Genomic DNA, 18,166 nt, shown 5'->3' on the forward strand with positions numbered 1-18,166 from the left:
AGCCCGTCCGTACTACCTGGGAGAGTCATGACAAGTAGGTTCACGGAACTGGCCGTTGACTGCCACGATCCGGAGGGACTGGCGGCCTTCTGGTGCGAGGTCCTGGACTTCAAGGTGATCGACCGGAGCGAAGGCAAGGTCGAGATCGGCTCCTGGGTGCCGACCGTTGAAGAGGTTCGGGCCCGCCAGATGCCGCCCACCCTGCTGTTCGTACGGGTACCCGAGGGCAGGACCTTGAAGAACCGGCTTCACCTCGACGTCAGCCCGATCGACCGCAGCACAGAGGACGAGGTGACCAGACTGATCGGCCTCGGGGCCACCAAGGCGGACGTGGGCCAGGGCTCGGACTCCAACTGGGAGGTCATGGCAGACCCGGAGGGCAACGAGTTCTGTGTCCTACGCACCCTGGCGCCGTAGAACCAGACCGCGAGTGGCCACCGACTTGACCATCGCCTCGCGGTGATGAGCCCATCCGGGAACCATGTCGCGATATAGCGCTAGTCTGCTCCCTGAGACGCTGCTGCCTGCGTCACGCAAAGAGGTTCAACAGGAGGGGGACGGAAGCATGTCGGGAGAGATTTCGCCCACCGGGAAGGGCTCAGGCCCCGGCCTCGACCCGTCGCCTGAGCTGCGAGCCTCTCACGCGGACCGGGACCGGGTGGTGGACGTGCTGCGTATCGCGGCGGGGGACGGCCTGCTGACCGCGGAGGAGTTGGACGAGCGCCTGGAAGTCGCCCTGTCGGCGCGGACGTTGAGCGAGCTGGCCGTGCTCACCGCCGACCTGCCGGCCGTGTCGACCGCCGACGGTGTCGCGGCAGAGGTGGCGGAGCCCAAGGACGTCGTCAGGATCGATCAGGTGTTCAGCGGCGCGGTCGAGCGCACCGGCCGCTGGGTGCTGCCGCGGCGGCTTGAGCTCGCGGTGACCTGGTGCGACGTGACGCTCGACTTCACCGAGGCGGTGATCACGCAGGACACCCTGCGGATCGATGTGGCCATGGCGGGGAAGAGCCTGACGCTGGTCACGAGGCCGGGCGTCGAGGTCGATGTCGACGGCCTGGCCCTGCTCCACTGCAAGCTCAAGCAACGCCACGTACGGGCGTCCCCGGACACGCCGGTCACGCTGCGCGTGGAGCTGGTCGGTCAGAAGGCCCACGGCAAGGTGGTGGTGCGGCCCCCGCGTCGGACGCTGTGGCAGTGGCTGCTGCGCAGGCCCGCGTCCCTTCCCGCAGGTGGTTGATCCCACCGTCGTGAACTGCCGGCCGGGCGGGAGCCGAGGTCCCGTGGGCCGCCGACCTCGTCGTGGAACCGGCCTGCGTGGGTCAGCGTCCCTCCAGGAGTCAGCAAGATCGACGCCACTGGAGGACCTGCCCGTGACGAGCAAGGCCACCCGCTACCTCTATCTCACCCGGCACGGCGAAGCCACGTCGGACGAGAGCCGGCTGACGGACGCGGGCCGCCGCCAGGCCGCCCTGCTCGGGGAGCGGCTCCGTGGGGTCCCGTTGACGGCGATCCACCATGGGCCACTCGCCCGCGCCGAACAGACCGCCCGGCTGGTCGGCGAAGAGCTCGACGGCATCCCCCTACGAAGCTCCAGCGCGGCCGGCGACTACATTCCCTACCTGCCGACACGCGAAGAACTCCCCCCAGAGGCAGCCGATACCTGGGTCAAGTTCCTGGATCAGTTCCCTGCTGAGGAGCGCGAGCAGGGACCCGCGCTCGCGGCGGCGGCGCTCGCGCAGTTCACCGGCCCCGTCCCCGGCGACGAGACGCGCCACGAACTCGTCATCACCCACAACTTCCTCGTCGGCTGGCTCGTCCGAGCCGCCCTCGCCGCGCCGAAGTGGAGATGGCTGGGCATCAACCACGCCAACGCCGCCCTGACCGTCATCCGATACGCGCCCGACCGCCCCCCGTCGCTCCTCCTCTTCAACGACACCCGTCACCTCCCCGCGGAGCTCCGCTGGACCGGCTTCCCGCAGGAACTCCATGTCTGAGGCAATTCGCTTGCCCTAGTCACGGGTCGACGCTGAACTGTGGCCGGACTTCACGAGTCGTGGTGCGGCACCCGAGGAGGCAGCGGCATGCCGCGTTCGGACGCTTCCCGGAAACCCCGATCGACGGCGGCGGACTCGGGTGGTCGACGCTCGAAATGGACCGCTGCCGGCTCGCCCTGACGTCGGACGGACGGCCCGTCGGCACCGCCGCCACGCACTCCTTCGAGCTCATCCCGGCCCAGGGGGTGACCGCCGTACTGCGCGCCCGCGGCCAGCTCTTCTCCGTGCTGCTGGCCTCCGAGGCCCCGATCTACGGCAGGTTCGGCTACGGACCGGCGGCCTGCACGGCGCGGCTGAAGGTGCGGCGCCACGAGGCCGCCCTCGCCGCTCCCCGGGCGAGGGGAGTGACCCAGGCTCCAGCGACGGGCCCGGACGACGGCTCGGTCGAAGTGCTGCGTAGGGCCGAGTGCGGTGAGATTCTGGAAGAGGTCTACGACCGGTAGCGCCGCGGTCATCCCGGCGCGCTGTCCCGGCCGCACCGCTGGTGGGCCTTGCGCGCGGGGCAGCCCCTGATCTCGCTGGCGCCGCGGTACATCGCTGTCCACCGGGACGTCGACGGCGTCCCGGGGACGGGTACGCCAGTTGCTCGATCGAGTCCGGCACCATGACGGTCGACGAGACCGTCGCCACCGACGACGCCGTCTTCACGGTCCCGCCCGACCACCCGCTGCGCCGGCAGTTCGCGAACTTCCGCGCCGCCGAGGTGAGCGGCGACACTGACTGGCTCTGGGTACGGCTGCTGGACGTCCCGCGTGCCCTGACCGGGCGCGGTAGGCTCACGGACGGCGAACTCGTCCTCGATATCGACGACCCGTTCCTCAATGAACACAGCCGCTACCTGCTGACCATCCGGGACGGTAAGGCCGACTGCGTCCCAACGGACCGACAGCCCGTCCTGTCCCTGGACATCAGACACGCGGGCCCGGCCACCCGCGCCGACACCCTCTTCCGCACCGAACGCTCCCCACACTGCCTGAACTGGTTCTGACCTCGCTCGTACACCGTGCACAAGTCTTCTTCGGGGGCTACTCGTTCGGCCAACGCGTCTCCTGGGTGGCGATCATCTTTGTGAGCTGCTGAGGTACGGCTGCCTTGGCGTAGGGAGTGCGCGGGGCGTGCAGACCAGGGCGGTCCGTGCTTCCACGCGCTGGTGGATTTCACTCGGTCAGGTGACGCATTGAGCGGACTCGGAACCAATGCCGCGTCATAATCCGTGCTTTGTGTTTGTTCGTTGGCGCGTGCCGCTATGCGGCCGGCCGACAGGCGGGACCTTTTATGACTGAGAAAGGCGTCATGTCGATACGGAAAGACCGTAAATGGGCGCGCCGCGTGCTTGTTGCTGTATCCGTCGCTGCTCCCGGTGTCACGTTCCTGTGCGGCACACAGGCGGCGCGGACGCATGGAGCGGCCAGGATCACCTTCATTGTGATCGGTGTGCTGTCGACGGTGGTGACTCCGTTTGTGGCGCACAGGGCACAAAAGCGGGACCGGACGGCGACTGTGGTGGAGATCGAGGCGGCGAGCGCAGCGGTCGCTGACCATCTGGGGCTCATGGTGACGGTGCCGGGCGAGCGCACGAAGTACTGCGCGAAGATCGAGTCCAAGCTGGTCCAGCGGCTTGCTGACCATGCTGCGCCCAAACAGGCCCGATGCAGCTATTACGCGCTGACGCCCTCCGGGCAACTGGAACTCGCCGAAGCCACCTTCAACGCGGCACCCCGCTCGTTCGACCCGAGCGTGGAGAGGCAACTGCTGAACCTGGACCGCATCCGCTACGTACCCGACAACCAGGACGACGATGACGTCAAGGTCAGTCTGGGGGGAGGGCATCGCTCGGTGGTGGTCGCCCCCGTCTGTGCAGGCAGTCAGCCGCAGGGCGTCCTGGTGATCGACGCCCCCCGTAAAGGATCTTTGAATAAGGCGACGGTACGGGAGTCCTACGTACGAGCTGTGGCCAGTCTGCTGGGAACAGCGGGTGCGATGAAAGCGGAGCCAACCGTGCCACCCGTGATTCCAGGACAACCGGGTGGTGAGCCGGACGGTGAGAATACCGCTACTTCGGGTAGAGAAGGCTGAGAGGTGCAAATAGGAGTGAGCGGCGATATCGACACCTACGCTGACGTCACGACCGCACGACTGGGGGGACACCATGGGCACTCCTGACGGTGACATTATCGAATCAGGCCGACGGTGGATGGCGGGCGAAGTGTCGGACGACGAGTACTTCTCCAAGGTCGCTCAGTCGGCCATGGCGCACCCCGCCCATGACTGGAGGGACCGGGTGCTGGCGTTGGTGGCGGCGGTGTTCAAAGCACGCAGCACCTGACCGTGGCGTCGGCTGGTCCTGACGGCGCCCAACGTCAGGTGCCGGAGCATCCGTATGCGGGTTCTCGGGGTGTGGCCTCGCGGTGGTGACGGACAGTCAACGTCCTGCCACCGTTGTACCCGAGATGTGCCAAGATCAGCGCGTGGACCAAGATCGGGTGACTCTGCGTCAGCTCAAGCTGGGCGACTGGCAATCGGTGCACTCCTGGGCCGGCCTTGAGGAGGCCTGCCGGTATCAGCCTTGGGGCCGAACAGCGAGGAGCAGACGCGCGCGTTCGTGCAAGTCGCCGTCGAGGCCTGGTCGCACGCCGATCAGAAGAGATTCGCCTACATTGCTCGGTTCGACGATGAACTCGTCGGCATGGGGGAGTTGCACGTTCGTAGCCGTCCGCAGCGTCAGGGCGAGATTGCATGCATCGTGCACCCGAGGGTCTGGGGGCGTGGCGTGGGCACGGCGATCGGGCGACAGCTGCTGGCGCGGGGGTTTGAGGGGCTCGGGCTCCACCGGATCTACGCGACCTGCAAACCCACGCAATCGCGCGTCGTCTCGGGTGCTCGGCAAGCTCGGTATGACGTATGAGGGGCGGCATCGGCACACCGCGTTGATCCGGGACGGCTAGCGGGACTCCGAGGTCTTCAGCATCCTCGAAGAGGAGTGGCTCCCGGAGCCTCGGTGAAGGTGCCTGGCCCGCAGGTCCCCTGCGGTGGTGCTGAGGTGCGATCTGGATTCTCTCGGAGTTCGGCGGTCCGCGGATGTCGAGAACGCGCCGGCGGCTCCGTCCCAGGGACATCAGCGGCCACCAGCGGCCGTACGAGGAAGAGGGAGAAACCGGCATGGCGATTCAGCGGATGGACAATGTGGGCATCGTCGTCGACGACATGGACGCCGCTATCGCGTTCTTCGTGGAGCTCGGTTTGGAGCTGGAGGGCCGGACGGAGGTCGAGGGCCTCGTCGCCGATCAGTGCACCGGACTCGACGGTGTGCACTGCGACATCGCGATGGTCCGTACTCCGGACGGTCACAGTCGGCTCGAGCTGGCGAAGTACCGCAGCCCGGCGGCTGTCAGCGCCGGGCCGCGCAACCAGCCGCACAACATCCTGGGCACGCATCGCGTGATGTTCGCCGTCGACGACATCGAGGACACCGTTGCCCGACTGCGCCCGCACGGCGCCGAACTCCTCGGCAAGATCGCCCGGTTCGAGGACAGCTACCTGCTCTGCTACGTCCGCGGCCCGGAGGGCATCATCATCGGACTGGCCCAGCAACTGCGCTGAGGAGGAGCAACCGAACCACGCACCAGTGGGTGTGTGCGTGCCTGTCGGCGGGCGTGAGGGGTCAGCTTTGGCAGGCGCATCCGGCGGCGTCCTTGGCCGCGCTGACGGTGGTGAACGGGTCGGTCGCCTGCTCGGCGGGGGTGCAGCAGGCGGTGACGCCGCAGCAGGAGCCGTCGGAATCGGAAGCAGACGTTGCGGGGGCGTCTGTGGTGGGCTTCGTGGCGCGGACGATGGCGGAGTGCATGCCGTCGGCGACCGGGTGGGTCGGGGTGATGTCGATGTCCGTGAAGCCGGCCGCCTCCAGTCCCGCGCGGTATTCGGCGAAGGACAGCGCGCCGGCGATACAGCCGACGTAGTCGCCGCGCTCGGCCCGCTGGTCTGTGGTGAGGGTGTCGTCGGCGACGACGTCGGAGACGCCGATCCGGCCGCCGGGTCGCAGGACGCGGAAGGTCTCGGCGAACACGGCGGGCTTGTCGGTGGACAGGTTGATCACGCAGTTGGAGATGACGACGTCGATCGTGTTCGCGGGCAGCGGGACGGCTTCGATGGTGCCCTTGAGGAATTCGACGTTCGTCGCGCCGGCCTTCGCCGTGTTGGCGAGGGCCAGGGCGAGCATCTCGTCGGTCATGTCCAGCCCGTACGCCTTGCCGGTCGGGCCGACGCGGCGGGCCGAGAGCAGGACGTCGATGCCGCCCCCGGAGCCGAGATCGAGGACGCGCTCACCTTCGCGGAGTTCGGCTACGGCGGTGGGGTTGCCGCAGCCGAGTGAGGCGGCGACGGCCTCGGCGGGCAGGGCATCGCGCTCGTCGGCGGCGTACAGGGTGGAGCCGAAGTTCTCGTCGACCTCGACCGGCTCGGGCCCGCAACAGGCGCTGCCGCCCTCGGTGACCTTCACGGCCGCCGCCGCGTACCGTCGGCGGACGGACTCTCGCAGGTCGGTGGTCTGCTCGTTCATTTCACACTCCCATGTGGCGGGGCATGGCAAGGCCCCGGAACGTCTTGTATTGACGTTCTTCAATTCAACCTTGCGCCTTGAATTGAAGAATGTCAACATAGAGGTATGTCGAAGCAAGAGCTTGAGGTGATCGGCCAGGACGCAGCCTGCTGCCCTGGCCTGTCGGCTGCGCCCCTGGACGAGAACCAGGCCGCCGACCTGGCGAAGGTCTTCAAGGCTCTGGGCGATCCCGTCCGACTGCGTCTGATGTCGATGATTGCCTCCCGCGGCCAGGGCGGAGAGGTGTGCGTCTGTGAGCTGACTCCGGCCTTCGACCTGTCCCAGCCGACCATCTCCCACCACCTCAAGCTCCTGCGCCAAGCCGGGCTGATCGACTGCGAGCGTCGTGGCACATGGGTCTACTACTGGGCGCTCCCCGGCGTCCTGGACAACCTCGCCGCGTTCCTGACCGCCACCCGACCCGCCGGAGTCACCGCGTGAACGCACCGCTCGGCCGCCGTGTCGCCGCCGAGGCGATCGGCACCGCGCTGCTGGTGACGGTCGTGGTCGGCTCCGGTATCCAGGCCACCGACCTGACGCACGACGTCGGTGTGCAGCTGCTCGCCAACTCGCTCGCCACGGTCTTCGGCCTGGGCGTGCTCATCCTGCTGCTGGGGCCCGTGTCCGGTGCGCACTTCAACCCGGCCGTCACGCTGGCCGCCTGGTTCACCCGCCGTCGTGATCCGGATGGTCTGGCCCTGCGGGACGTCGCCGCATACCTACCCGCCCAGATCGCCGGTGCGATAGGCGGCGCGGTCCTGGCCGACGCGATGTTCGCCAAGCCACTGGTGAAGTTCTCCACCCACGACCGGTCCGCCGGGCACCTGCTGCTGGGCGAGGTCGTCGCAACGGCCGGGCTGATTCTGCTGATCCTCGGCCTCAGCCGGATCGGCCGCGCCGCCCTCGCCCCGGCTGCGGTTGCCTCCTACATCGGGGCCGCGTACTGGTTCACGTCCTTCGCGAATCCGGCGGTGACCATCGGCCGGACGTTCACCGACACCTTCGCCGGCATCGCCCCTGCCTCCGTCGCCCCGTTCATCGCGGCCCAGTTGCTGGGAGCCGTGGTCGGGCTGGGGGTCGTCGTGCTGGTCTACGGCCGCTCTGCTCACGCCCCGGAAGGGGTCGTCGTCCCGCACGGCGATCCGAAACCCGCTGTCTCCTGACCGATCCGCTACGCCGAGAAGGCCCCTGCTCATGAGCTCTTCCACCGCGCCGCGTCCGTCGGTCCTGTTCGTCTGCGTCCACAACGCCGGCCGCTCCCAGATGGCCGCCGCCTTCCTCACCCACCTCGCGGGCGACCGCATCGAGGTCCGCTCCGCCGGCTCGGCTCCCGCGGACACCGTCAACCCCGCCGTGGTCGAGGCGATGAGCGAGGTCGGCATCGACATCTCCGCCGAAACCCCGAAGATCCTCACGGTCGAGGCCGTCCAGGCATCCGACGTCGTCATCACCATGGGGTGCGGCGACACCTGCCCCGTCTTCCCTGGCAAGCGCTACCTCGACTGGCAGCTCGACGACCCGGCCGGGCAAGGCGTTGACGCCGTACGCCCCATCCGCGACGCGATCGAGACCCGCGTCCGGGCGCTGATCTCGGACGTGGCGCCGGGCTGACGGGCAGGCCCCTTCGCTCCGCTCGGCGGCGCGGCACGGGCGCGGTACGCGGCCACACCGCTATGACTCCGCCCCCTGGGGGGCGCCCATGCTGCGTGGGCCGCAGATCGCGCCTGGAACACCGTCGCGGTTGGTTACTGTGCATCAATGTCGAACACGCGCACGCATGGCGCCTATCGGACGGGCGGCCTATGGGCCGCGGCGGGACTGTCGTTCGTCGCCCTGGTCGTCGGCTCAGGGGTCGCCCTGATCGGCATGCTGGAGTTCGACGAGCGGTGTATGCAGGGTCTGACGCGGGGGCCGGGCCGACTCCTGCGGGTGCGCGACCAGGCATTTCCCCCCGCCACCATCTGCGAGTTCGAGAACGGGGAGGTCGCCTCGATCGGCGGCCGGGGAGTCCTCGGTGTGCTGCTCTGGGGCGTTCTGCTGGTCCTGGTCGTGTCGCTGATCGTGGCGCTCGTGGCGGAATGCTTCGAGCCGCGACTCGGCGGCGATCTGGTGGTGCCGATGTCCAGGGTGGAGAAGCTCCGCCGCACGGGGGCGGCGTTCTTCGTGATCGGTTCCGTGTTCCTCATGTTCTACGTGCTGGTCGGCTGGAAGCTGTTCGCGGGGCCGTCGTCGGCCTGCTCGGTGGGGGCGGACTGGGGGACCCAAGCGCCGAAGACGCTGGAGTACAGCTTGTTTCCGCCGCGCGCGACCTGCCAGTACACAAGTGGCCTGACGCGGAAGATGATTCCCGACTGGATGGCGTCGCTTGCGGTGGAACTGGCCGTTCCCGCGCTGCTGGCCGGAGTCGGCTTCGCCCTTGCCCTGCGGCGGTGGAACGCGGAACGGCGGGCGGTGCGGTGACGGCTTGGCCGGGGGATGCCGCGCGGGCATGCCCCGGCCGTCACGACGTGAGCGCCGGTCCGCCTTCCGCGCGCCCCCGCGTGAGGCGGACCGGTCCGGCGAGGCACACGACGGGTGGAGGCAGAAGCTGGTCGCGGCCGTAGCCGAGTGCGTCGCTCAGTCGCAGCAGTCGCAGCAGCACTTGCACGGGTTGCAGCAGCCGCCGCCACCGCAGCAGCCGTCACCCGAATCGCCACCGGAGCCACCGGACCCCCGACCGCCTCCACCCGAACCGCCCGAACCGCCGGAGTAGCCGCCCGAGTTGCCGCCGCCCGAACCGCCGGACCAGCCGTCGCCTCCGGAACCATCGCCCCTGGAGCCGTCCCGGCCGGAACCGTCCCGGCGGAAGTTGCCGCTGCCCTCGCCGGACTGCCAGGGCTCGAAGTCATCCGGGCCCTCGTCCTCGTTGCAGGTGCAGCAGTTGAAGCACAGCCTGCAATCGCGGCACAGCTGGCGCCACTGGCCACACCGCCGGCACTCGTCCTCGGAGGGCCGACCCGACGCCATCGTCGCGCCTTGCGGGCCCGCGTCCGTCAGGGCCCTGACGCCGCACTCCGTGCCCGTGCCCGTGCCGGTCCCCGGGAGCGTGTCCGCCGTCGTACGGCGTCCCAGCCAGGGCAGGACACGCGGGCCCCGTGCCTGGGGGCGGTGCTGGTGGTGGCGGTGCCGGGGGTCGAAGACGCGGTCGACGGCACGCTCCAGCTCGCCGCCCAGCAGCGCCCGTGCCAGCCGCCCGTCGACGAACTCGGCGTCGGACAAGGCGAGTCGGATGCCATGGACCGCGTCGTCGCAGAGCCGACGGACCTCGGTGCGGTCGGCGCCGGTCGCCGTGACCGGGTTCCACGCGCCGGTCGCCTCGTCCGCGTCCAGGTCCTCCACCGCGTCGAGCAGATGCGCCAGGCGACCGAACAGTCGCCCGGCCTCCGCGAGCGGCTCGGCGTTGCCCGGGCGGCCGGCGAGCACCGCGGTGTGCGCGAAGGCCGCGGCGGTTGCCGTCTCCGTAGGTTCCGTGACCGCCAGCAGCGAGTCGCCGAGACTCGTCAGCCGTTCGATCTCCGACTGCCGTTCGACCGCGCCGAGCAGTACGGCCGTGTCGAAGCCGATCCGTTCGCCGCCCGCGGCACCCGCACGCTCCCAGCCGTCGGCGATCCTGCGCGCCGCCAGCGTCACCGGGCGGCGGCCCAACAGGCCGTCGCCGTCGGCCACATGGTCACGCACCTTCGCCGCGGCCAGCACCAGCGACACCGTCGCCGCCAGCCGGGCGCCCTCACCCTGCGCCACGTCCGCCGACCGCATCCCGCGCAACGGACACGGACCGGCGCCTCGCCGCCAGTCGCCGGAGCGCTCGGACTGCGCCTCGGTCAGCACCGAGACGATCAGGCCGTCGTAGTTGGTGGCCACCCGGGCGAACTGCCCGTACTCGCCGCGCAGCGCCAGGCACAGCCCGCACAGATGCGCCATCCACTCCGTACGCATGCCCTCGCCCAGACGATGACGACAAGGCCTGATGATTCCGAACACCGAAGTTCTCCCCCGTAGACACAACTGCCATGGCACAGCAGGACGGGCGTCGCCGCACATGCGGCACGACCACGCGGAACGCAGCAACTGGCGGTCACCCGTCGGGCGACATGTTAGAGCCTGTCCGTACAAGCGTTTGTCCTGCGGTCCAGATCTACCGCAGGGCCGTTCCGAGCCACTCGGCCGCCTCTTGCGGGACCTCATGGGTGTCGACTCCCAGGACATGGATCCTCCCGAGTGCGCCCCACGGCCCACTGACCTGGAGAACTCGCCGGGAGTGCCCGCCGGGACACGGGTGGACGATCACCGCACGCGGATCGGTGCTCGCGGCGTATCCGGCACCGTAGGTGAGGAGCTGGTGGACGTCGGCGGCTCCGACGCGGTGACGGTCGTAGCGCTTGTACTTGGCGTCCACCGGCAGCAGCGTGGGGTCGGACGAGTCGTGCCCTGGAAGGCTGAGCAGGACGTCCGGCCGGAAGGTCGAGGTGCTGCCGAGGTCGCCCTGAATGGTGATGCCCGTCGGGCCGTTGGGGAGGGCGCGCCCTGGCTGCGGGGCGGCGGCCTCGGTGGCCAGGCGTCGGACGACGGCCTCCCAGAGCCGGGGCATGGCCAGCAGGAGGCCGTCCGCCATGCTGCCCCGGTCGGTGAAGAGGTCGGTGACACCGCCGCCGCGCAGCAGCAGGCGGGCCCAGGTGTGCGCGGTGCGGTAGCGGGCGTTGAGGCGTGTGTACCGGGTCCGGTCCAGGGCGCGGAGGGCGGCGCCGGGGGTGGGGGCCTGCGGGAACGCGTCGGCGATGGCGTGGAGGTTGCGGGCCAGGCCGGGATGCGTGGCCAGGGTGCGGGCCATGCGCAGCGCGGTCCCCAGTACACGGTTGTCCCAGATGTCCGCCTCCCGGTCGAAGGTGCGGACGTGCAACTGATCCAGCCGACCGTAGCGACGGGACACCTGGGCCGCGACGTCCAGACGTCCCCGCAGGACCGGTTCGAGGTTCTGACGGCGTACGTAGTCGCGGCGCAGCCCTTCCCGGACCAGTTGCTCGCACTGTTCCAGCAGTGCCGAAGCCACGAGGTCGGCGTAGCCTTCCGGGCTGGTGGCCCAGCGCCGTGCGGTCGCTGGGAGGGGCGCCGGAGCGTCGAGGGCGTAGGCGAGCCAGTTCATCAACTGCTCACCCGGGATGGCGAACTTGGGCTCGATGATCAGGCGGATCCGGTCGAGGATCAGGACGCCGACGGTGGCGTCGGCCTTGAGCCGCCATCCCGAGGGGGCCGGTTCGAGGCTGAGGCTGCCGCTCCGCCGGAGGGCTCGGAGCCGCCCCACGTCCCCGGGTGTGAGCTGCTCGGCCCCCAGCAGGGCGGAGCCGTACTCGACGAGCCGGACCTCGGTGCGGTCAGGCATCGGGGCCCGGCGCGCCGCTGGTGAACTCGGTCGCCAGTGCGGCGGCGAGATCCTGCGGCGGCATCAGTGCCGGTCGTCCGGTGTGCTCGTCGACCAGGCCGCCGAGAATGCGGTGCAGGAGGTCGGCCCGGCCGAGGCAGTAGTCCTCCAGGAGCGGGATCACCTCGTGGTGGAAGGCCGCGGCCAGATCGTCCTCGGTCGCGATCGGCGCGCCGTCGCGCAGCAGGTAGGCGTGCCCGATCTGGTGGTCGGCGTCGAGGTGCCGGGCGATACGGGTGTTGAGGGACTCGAAGAACTGCGCCAGATCCAGGGGGCCGACCGCACCGGACACGGCGTCCGGGTCGGGGCCGACCGGGAGGAAGGCGAAGCGGCGGCGTACGGCGGCGTCCAGGTGGCTGATGCTGCGGTCCGCCGTGTTCATGGTCCCGACGATCCGCACGTTCGGTGGCACGGAGAAGGTGCGCCTGCTGATGGCCAGGGCGAGGGGCAGGCCGCGCTTGTCGAGTTCGAGCAGGGTGACCAACTCACCGAAAATGCGGGGCAGATCGCCCCGGTTGATCTCATCGATGATCAGCAGGAAGGTCTCGTCCGGGCGGGCGGAGGCCTGGGCGCACAGAGCGTGGAACACGCCGTCGGTGAGAGCCAGGGTGAGCCCGGGACCGGTGGCGCTCATGTCCGGCTTGAAGCCCTCCACGAAGTCCTCGTACCCGTAGGAGGGATGGAAGGTCACCATGCTGACGCGGCCCTCTCGCAGCGCCTCGACCTGGGCTGCGGCCCGCTGGTCCGGCGTGGAGTTGAGCGCGTCCGTGCGACCGGCGAGGGCGAGGGCGGCACCGAGTGCGAGCCGGGTCTTGCCCGTCCCGGGAGGCCCGTGCAGGATCACCTGGCCCTTGCGGTCCAGCGCTTCGAGTACGCCCGCGACGTCCTCGGGCAGAGTGACGGGACCATCGGCGTACGACGCCTCGGACCCCGTGTCCGGCTCGGCGGGGCCGGTGGCGAGCCGGGCGAAGAACGCCGGCTGTACTTTGGCGAAGGTGGACCGCCACCCGGCCTGGGGCCCTGACAGTTTCCGGGCGTGGGACACGTCCCAGGAGACCGGGACGACGTGCTGGTATTCGGAGAGGTCGGCGTCGAAGCGGTAACTCCCGCTGACCGTACCGGTGGCCAGCACCTCGTCCATCCCACGGTTGGCCACGATCCGGTCTCCCGCCTCCAGGTCCCGGAATGCCAGCAGCCGTCGGGCGAGCGTCAGACTGCCGCCGCTACTGCGGGGCCAGCATGCGTCGAGGGCCTGCTTCAGCTCGATGTCGGTCTGGTACTGGCCGAGATCGCCGATGTCGTCCCAGCCCACACGGATCACTCCCGCGTCACGACACTCGTCCCACAGCCGGCCCCGCTCACCCGGGGCGATCTTCCAGACGGTGCGCTCCAGCGCGCGAGGGTTGAATTCCGCGTACAGGAAGCGCATGACCTCCTGTCGGCTCCATCCGTCGAACTCCGGGCGTGAGCGGACAAGTTCGAGCAGCCGACGGTTGGTGTGCCAAGCCGATGCGCCGGACGGGGTGGTCCCGCCCAGCAGCGTGACGAACTTGCGGAGGTGCTCGGTGGCGTAGATGGGCAGGAAGTGTTCGGGGAAGTAGGTGGCCAGGGACTTGGTCACCAACGTCGGACCGAACCGCAGCACGTCCAGGTCGTCCACGGCCTCGAAGTCCCCTGCGCCCACCGCCTCGAAGGCCCGCACGAACTGTCCGCGCAACTCCTGCCAGGCTTCCTGCGGTTCCATCCCGCGCAGTGGCGCGGCCACCCGCCACTCGCCGGAGTTGTGGCGGTACATGATGTGCTTCGCCGCGCTGCCGCCCTTGATGCTGCCCAGGTTCGGCGTCCCGAACTCCATCAGCCGACAGTACGTCGGCCCGCCCCCGGACGGCGCGGCCTGCCCCAGGGCGTAGCGCGACAACGGCAGTTCCGCCCACCCGCCCAACGGGAACTGAGCGAGTACCTGCTTGCGTTCGTCCTCGGCGGCTGTCGCGGTCTCCGGTGCGCCGCTCCGGTCGAATGCCGCCGCTGCCGCCCGCAGGTCCGTCTCGTCCGCCATGAAGGTCATCATGCCGGATCTCCGGATTCTGAATGCCGCACTTGGGCGGGGCAGGCGAGCAGCCGGGGGAGCGCTTCGTGTCTATCCCGCGGCCGCGGGCGTGGAGTGGAGCTCGCGTACGAGCTGCGGGGTGAGGAGTTCGCCGGCGCGGTCGGCGAGGACGGCCATCTCGTAGCCGACCAGGCCGACGTCGCAGCCTTCGGCGGCCAGGACGCCGAGGCAGCTGCCGTCGCGGATGCGGCCGACCATGAGGAAGCCCCCGAGCATTTCGATCATGACGAGCTTCATGCCGTGGAACCCGTGGGCGGTGGCGGCGTTCTGGGCGAGGCTGGTGATGCCGGAGACGATTGCGGCGAGGTGGTCGGCACGGTCCCGGCCGAGGGTGTCGGAGGCGGCCATGAGGAGCCCGTCGGAGGAGACGGCGACGGCGTCGGTGACTCCGTCCGCGGTGCGTACGAAGTCGGAGATGAGCCAGCTGAAGCTCTGGACGGCGGTGGTCATGATGATGCTCCTTGAGTCGTGCCGGCTTCCGCGCGGGCGACGCCTGCTCGGAAGCCGTTGAGGAGGGCGGCGACGGCGGGTTTGGCGGGCGGGGGTGGGGCGGGGATGTCCGCTGTGGGTGCGAGGAGGCGTCGGGGGAGGGTGAGGAGTGCGGACAGGCCGCCGCCGGTGGTGTCGAAGAGGTGGACCTGGGTGCCCTCACCGAGGCGATGGGCGAGCCGGCCGACGACGAGGAGGCCGAGAAACCTGGTGGGCGCGGCGAGAAAGGCTTCCTCACCGGAGTCGGAGAGGCGGGCGTTGGCGCGGGCCCGGTCGGCCTCGGACATGCCGACTCCGTGGTCCACGACAGCGAAGCAGTACATGTCGTCCTCACGGTCGTACCAGCCGTGCACCTCGACCGGTTCGGTCGGTGGCGAGAAGGTCAGCCCGTTCTCGATGAGTTCGGCGAGGAGGTGGGCGACATCGGCGACGGCGTGCCCGCGCACCTGGACCGGCTCCACGGCGGCGATCAGGACCCGCTGGTACTGCTCCACCTCGGCGACAGCGGACTGGACGACCTCCAGCCCATGCGCCGGTGCTGCCGTGGGCCGCGGTGGATTCTGCCCGGCGAGGACCAACAGGCTTTCGGCGTTGCGCTGCATACGGGTGGCGAGATGGTCGAGTGCGAAGAGGTTGGCGAGGGCGTCCGGGTTGAGTTCCTGCCGTTCCAGACGGGTGATGAGACTGAGCTGACGACGCACCAGGTTCTGGTTGCGGCGGCCGAGGTTGGCGAGTGACTCGGTGGTGTTGCGGCGCAGGCCGGTCTGTTGAGCGGCCAGGTGGAGGGCGGTGCGTTCCACCTGCTGGAGGGAGGCCGCGACTTCCGCGATCTCCGCGGCACCGCCCAGCAGTTGCGCGTCGGGTTGGTCCGGTTCGTCCGCCGGAGGAAGGGGGTGCCCAGGGTCCTGAGGCGAGCGCTGGATACGGGCGACGGTTGCGGGCAGTCGATGTCGCGCGACGTGATGTGCGGCCTCGGCGAGGGCGCCGAGCGGGCGAGTGAGGGACCGGGAGGCGAAGGCGGCGAGGCCGGCGACGAGGGCGGACAGGAGCATTCCCGCGACGAGACAGGCGGCAAGTCCCTTCTCGGCATCGTTCCTGAGCTGCTCGGCGCGGTTCCGTACGTCGTCTCCCACGGATTGCTGCACGGCGTGCAGATCGTCGACGAGTACGGTCATGGCGTCCCACCAGGTGCCGACGTCGGCAGGCAGCTTGCCGGAACCTTCGGCGGCGCCTTCCGCCCGGTTCTCGTATGCGGCGGCCCGTTCGGCGCTCGGGGTGCCGAACGCGTCTTTGAGAGCCGCGCGTTGGGGTGAAGTGGCGACCTGCCGGAAGCGGGCGAGGGCGGCCACCCGGGTGGCGCGTACTTCGGTGAAGGCGAGGTATTCGCCGCTGCGGAAGGAGCCGTGGGCGAACACTCCGTTGAGGTAGCCGCGTTCGAGCGCGACGGACTCCTTGGCGGCGGCCAGTTCCCGCAACGCTGCCAGTCCGTCCCGCAGTTGGCGGTCGGAGCCCGTCGCCGTCTCGGCCACCGGATCGACGGCGTTGAGTGCCTCGACGGCGTCGGTGTAGAAGGTGAGGGTCGCGGCTGGGTCAGCGGTCTGCGCGTCGGCGGCGGCGCGGATGTCGGCGAGGTTCCGCAAGCGTCGCTGGATGACCTTCTGCACGGCGTCTTCTCCGCGCATGTCGCGCAGTGCGGCGTCAACGCGCGTGCGCACGGCGGTAAGCGTGGGCCGGAACTCCTCCTCACCGCCCAACAGGCCGTTGGTGAGGCCTCGTTCGCGTTGCAGTTGATGTACCAGGGCCTGGACGCGGAGGCTGAGACCCACCTCGGCACGAGTCGTCCGGGCGTCGCCGAGCGCCTCCGCGCGGCCGTGCACGGCGTATCCGGCCACGGCCAGCAACAGGCAGATCGGGATCGTGACGACCACCGCCACACGGCCCTTGATGCTGCGCCAGCCACGAACCGGCCGACGGCCGGAAGCCCTTGGGCTGTCGGGGCGGAGCCCAGAGTTGCCCTTGCCCAATAAGCCCATGCCGATGGCGCCTCGTCTGCCGAGCAGCGGTCGCACTGACTCCCACACCCTCATGCATCACGACGCTAGACCGACCGCGACGCCGGGCGGTTTCTGCCCCGTTAGGCTGCGTGAGAAGTTCCATTGCGCCGCCCTCACAGCTCCTTCCAGGTGACTGTGACTGCGGGCGGGTTGTGGCGGTCGAGGACGCAGGTTCTGACGGCTATTCCGGACCTGGCTGCCCGGTACCGCGAGTGGTGTTCCCGGGTGATCCGTAGGACTCGTGGAACACGTTGCGTTCCTGGGCCCGACGGCCGGGGTGCCGACGCTCCTCCGCCGGATAGCCGAGGGATATCAGCAGGGCGATGGCCAGGTCGTCGCGGTCTTCGATGCCGATCACCTTCTTCACCTCGGCCTCGTCCCAGCCGTTCATCGGCGAAGTGGCAAGCCCCATCTCCGTGGCGGCGAGCAGCACGTAACTGGCCGCGATCATCGCGTCCTTGACCGCGTACTCCCGCAGCAGGCCACGCTCCTCGAGGTCTGTCTGGAAGGCTTGCGATGCCGCGGAGAACATCGTGACGAACTCGTCGTTCCACGCCCCATTGCGACGGGCCTGCTCGTAGACGTCGCTGTGGTCCTCGCGCCAGGACAGCGGCTCGGCGACGAAGACCAGCATGAGTGGCGCCTCCTGCGGCTGTGGCTGACCACCGGTGGCCCGGGCGAGCCCCTCACGGCCTTCGTCACTGGTGACGGCGACGATGGACCGGTCCTGGAGGTTCCAGCTGGTGGGTGCTTCGATGGCGAGGGCGAGGAGCGCGTCGAGCGCGGCCGCGGGGATCGCATCGGGACGGTAGTGGCGGACGGTGCGGCGGGTGCGGATGGCTTCGGCGACAGACATGGTGTGAGGCGTCATGTCACTCACTATGGGAGAGTGACTCTCCATGAGGAAGAAGGCACTAATTAGTGCGTTACTCTCCCTTCATGGAGACCATTGTGGAGTCCTCCGGGCTGCCGGCCGACGCCTTCTCGGCGAAGTGCCCGACCCGCCAGGTGCTGGATCACATCGCAGGCAAGTGGACGATCCTCGTCGTGGACGCCCTCCTCGAAGGCACCATGCGCTACACCGACTTGAGCCGACGCATCGAGGGTGTCTCACAGAAGATGCTCACCCAGACCCTGCGCAGTCTCGAAGGCGACGGGTTCATCACTCGCACCGTCCACCCCACCATCCCGCCCCGGGTCGACTACGAACTCACCGCGCTCGGGCGCAGTCTGGCCGAGCCCATCACGGCGCTGCGCCGGTGGACGGAGGACCACATCAACGAGATCGAACAGGCCCGGAGCCGAGCACGTGACTGACATGATCCGGCGCCGTCAACACGCCAGCTCGGCCGGGTGTCACGGAGCGCGCCTTTTACCGGAATGCAGTTGAGCTCTTTTGCCAGTCCTGCCGAC

Annotated in this window: 19 protein-coding genes and 1 pseudogene; 13 read left to right on the plus strand and 7 right to left on the minus strand. The window is 69.5% G+C overall.

All coding sequences use genetic code 11. From position 1 onward, the window contains the following. Positions 1-27 precede the first annotated feature (27 nt). From STRCI_RS40160 to STRCI_RS40195, 8 genes and pseudogenes are all read left to right on the plus strand, one after another. The gene (locus tag STRCI_RS40160) at positions 28-417 is read left to right on the plus strand and encodes a VOC family protein (RefSeq protein WP_269663944.1); all 390 of its coding nucleotides are present in this window, start codon (positions 28-30) and stop codon (positions 415-417) included. A gap of 148 nt (positions 418-565) precedes the next feature. Further along, positions 566-1,237, plus strand: coding sequence for a DUF1707 SHOCT-like domain-containing protein (locus STRCI_RS40165; RefSeq protein WP_269663945.1), 672 nt, complete (start codon positions 566-568; stop codon positions 1,235-1,237). Positions 1,238-1,370: 133 nt separating this feature from the next. Continuing rightward, positions 1,371-1,994, plus strand: a complete 624-nt coding sequence (locus tag STRCI_RS40170; RefSeq protein ID WP_269663946.1) for a histidine phosphatase family protein — start codon at positions 1,371-1,373, stop codon at positions 1,992-1,994. A gap of 32 nt (positions 1,995-2,026) precedes the next feature. Further along, positions 2,027-3,042, plus strand: a pseudogene (locus STRCI_RS40175) (sterol carrier protein domain-containing protein). Positions 3,043-3,329: 287 nt separating this feature from the next. Beyond that, positions 3,330-4,130, plus strand: coding sequence for a GAF domain-containing protein (locus STRCI_RS40180; protein WP_269663947.1), 801 nt, complete (start codon positions 3,330-3,332; stop codon positions 4,128-4,130). A 118-nt stretch (positions 4,131-4,248) separates the two neighbouring features. Then, a complete protein-coding gene (locus STRCI_RS40185) occupies positions 4,249-4,380 on the plus strand; it encodes a hypothetical protein (RefSeq protein WP_269663948.1) in 132 nt (43 codons plus the stop codon). Positions 4,381-4,656: 276 nt separating this feature from the next. Continuing rightward, positions 4,657-4,959, plus strand: coding sequence for a GNAT family N-acetyltransferase (locus tag STRCI_RS40190; RefSeq protein WP_269664772.1), 303 nt, complete (start codon positions 4,657-4,659; stop codon positions 4,957-4,959). Positions 4,960-5,213: 254 nt separating this feature from the next. After that, positions 5,214-5,654 (plus strand): VOC family protein, encoded by a 441-nt coding sequence (locus tag STRCI_RS40195; protein WP_269663949.1) that lies wholly within the window; start codon positions 5,214-5,216, stop codon positions 5,652-5,654. 61 nt (positions 5,655-5,715) lie between these two features. Here the strand turns inward: STRCI_RS40195 and arsM are convergent, their stop codons facing one another. Then, positions 5,716-6,609: an arsenite methyltransferase gene (gene arsM, locus STRCI_RS40200; protein WP_269663950.1), complete on the minus strand. Its 894-nt coding sequence runs from the start codon at positions 6,607-6,609 to the stop codon at positions 5,716-5,718. A gap of 105 nt (positions 6,610-6,714) precedes the next feature. Between arsM and STRCI_RS40205 the strand changes: the two genes are divergently transcribed. The 4 genes from STRCI_RS40205 (at position 6,715) to STRCI_RS40220 (ending at position 9,108) form a co-directional block, all read left to right on the plus strand. Next, the gene (locus tag STRCI_RS40205; RefSeq protein WP_269663951.1) at positions 6,715-7,089 is read left to right on the plus strand and encodes an ArsR/SmtB family transcription factor; all 375 of its coding nucleotides are present in this window, start codon (positions 6,715-6,717) and stop codon (positions 7,087-7,089) included. Beyond that, entirely contained in the window at positions 7,086-7,811 is a 726-nt protein-coding gene (locus tag STRCI_RS40210) for an aquaporin (protein ID WP_269663952.1), read from the plus strand. Before STRCI_RS40205 ends, STRCI_RS40210 begins: the two co-directional genes overlap by 4 nt. A gap of 31 nt (positions 7,812-7,842) precedes the next feature. Then, positions 7,843-8,259: an arsenate reductase ArsC gene (locus STRCI_RS40215; protein ID WP_269663953.1), complete on the plus strand. Its 417-nt coding sequence runs from the start codon at positions 7,843-7,845 to the stop codon at positions 8,257-8,259. Between the two features lie 147 nt (positions 8,260-8,406). Continuing rightward, a complete protein-coding gene (locus tag STRCI_RS40220; RefSeq protein WP_269663954.1) occupies positions 8,407-9,108 on the plus strand; it encodes a hypothetical protein in 702 nt (233 codons plus the stop codon). 156 nt (positions 9,109-9,264) lie between these two features. Here STRCI_RS40220 and STRCI_RS40225 read toward each other — a convergent pair whose 3' ends face one another. The 6 genes from STRCI_RS40225 to STRCI_RS40250 all read right to left on the minus strand — a co-directional run bounded on the left by STRCI_RS40225 (position 9,265) and on the right by STRCI_RS40250 (position 17,624). Then, positions 9,265-10,668, minus strand: a complete 1,404-nt coding sequence (locus STRCI_RS40225) for a DUF5685 family protein (RefSeq protein WP_269663955.1) — start codon at positions 10,666-10,668, stop codon at positions 9,265-9,267. A gap of 154 nt (positions 10,669-10,822) precedes the next feature. Continuing rightward, complete coding sequence (locus STRCI_RS40230) at positions 10,823-12,064, minus strand: McrC family protein (RefSeq protein ID WP_269663956.1); 1,242 nt, start codon at positions 12,062-12,064, stop codon at positions 10,823-10,825. Continuing rightward, the gene (locus STRCI_RS40235) at positions 12,057-14,159 is read right to left on the minus strand and encodes an McrB family protein (protein WP_269663957.1); all 2,103 of its coding nucleotides are present in this window, start codon (positions 14,157-14,159) and stop codon (positions 12,057-12,059) included. Before STRCI_RS40235 ends, STRCI_RS40230 begins: the two co-directional genes overlap by 8 nt. 81 nt (positions 14,160-14,240) lie before the next feature. Then, entirely contained in the window at positions 14,241-14,660 is a 420-nt protein-coding gene (locus STRCI_RS40240; protein ID WP_269663958.1) for a roadblock/LC7 domain-containing protein, read from the minus strand. Beyond that, positions 14,657-16,633: a sensor histidine kinase gene (locus STRCI_RS40245; RefSeq protein ID WP_269663959.1), complete on the minus strand. Its 1,977-nt coding sequence runs from the start codon at positions 16,631-16,633 to the stop codon at positions 14,657-14,659. Before STRCI_RS40245 ends, STRCI_RS40240 begins: the two co-directional genes overlap by 4 nt. A gap of 301 nt (positions 16,634-16,934) precedes the next feature. Further along, positions 16,935-17,624, minus strand: coding sequence for a nitroreductase family protein (locus STRCI_RS40250; RefSeq protein ID WP_269663960.1), 690 nt, complete (start codon positions 17,622-17,624; stop codon positions 16,935-16,937). Positions 17,625-17,692: 68 nt separating this feature from the next. Here STRCI_RS40250 and STRCI_RS40255 point away from each other — a divergent pair, with 68 nt between their 5' ends. Next, complete coding sequence (locus STRCI_RS40255) at positions 17,693-18,070, plus strand: winged helix-turn-helix transcriptional regulator (RefSeq protein ID WP_269663961.1); 378 nt, start codon at positions 17,693-17,695, stop codon at positions 18,068-18,070. The last annotated feature ends 96 nt before the right edge of the window (positions 18,071-18,166 follow it).

Source organism: Streptomyces cinnabarinus (assembly GCF_027270315.1).
GTDB lineage: Bacteria > Actinomycetota > Actinomycetes > Streptomycetales > Streptomycetaceae > Streptomyces > Streptomyces cinnabarinus.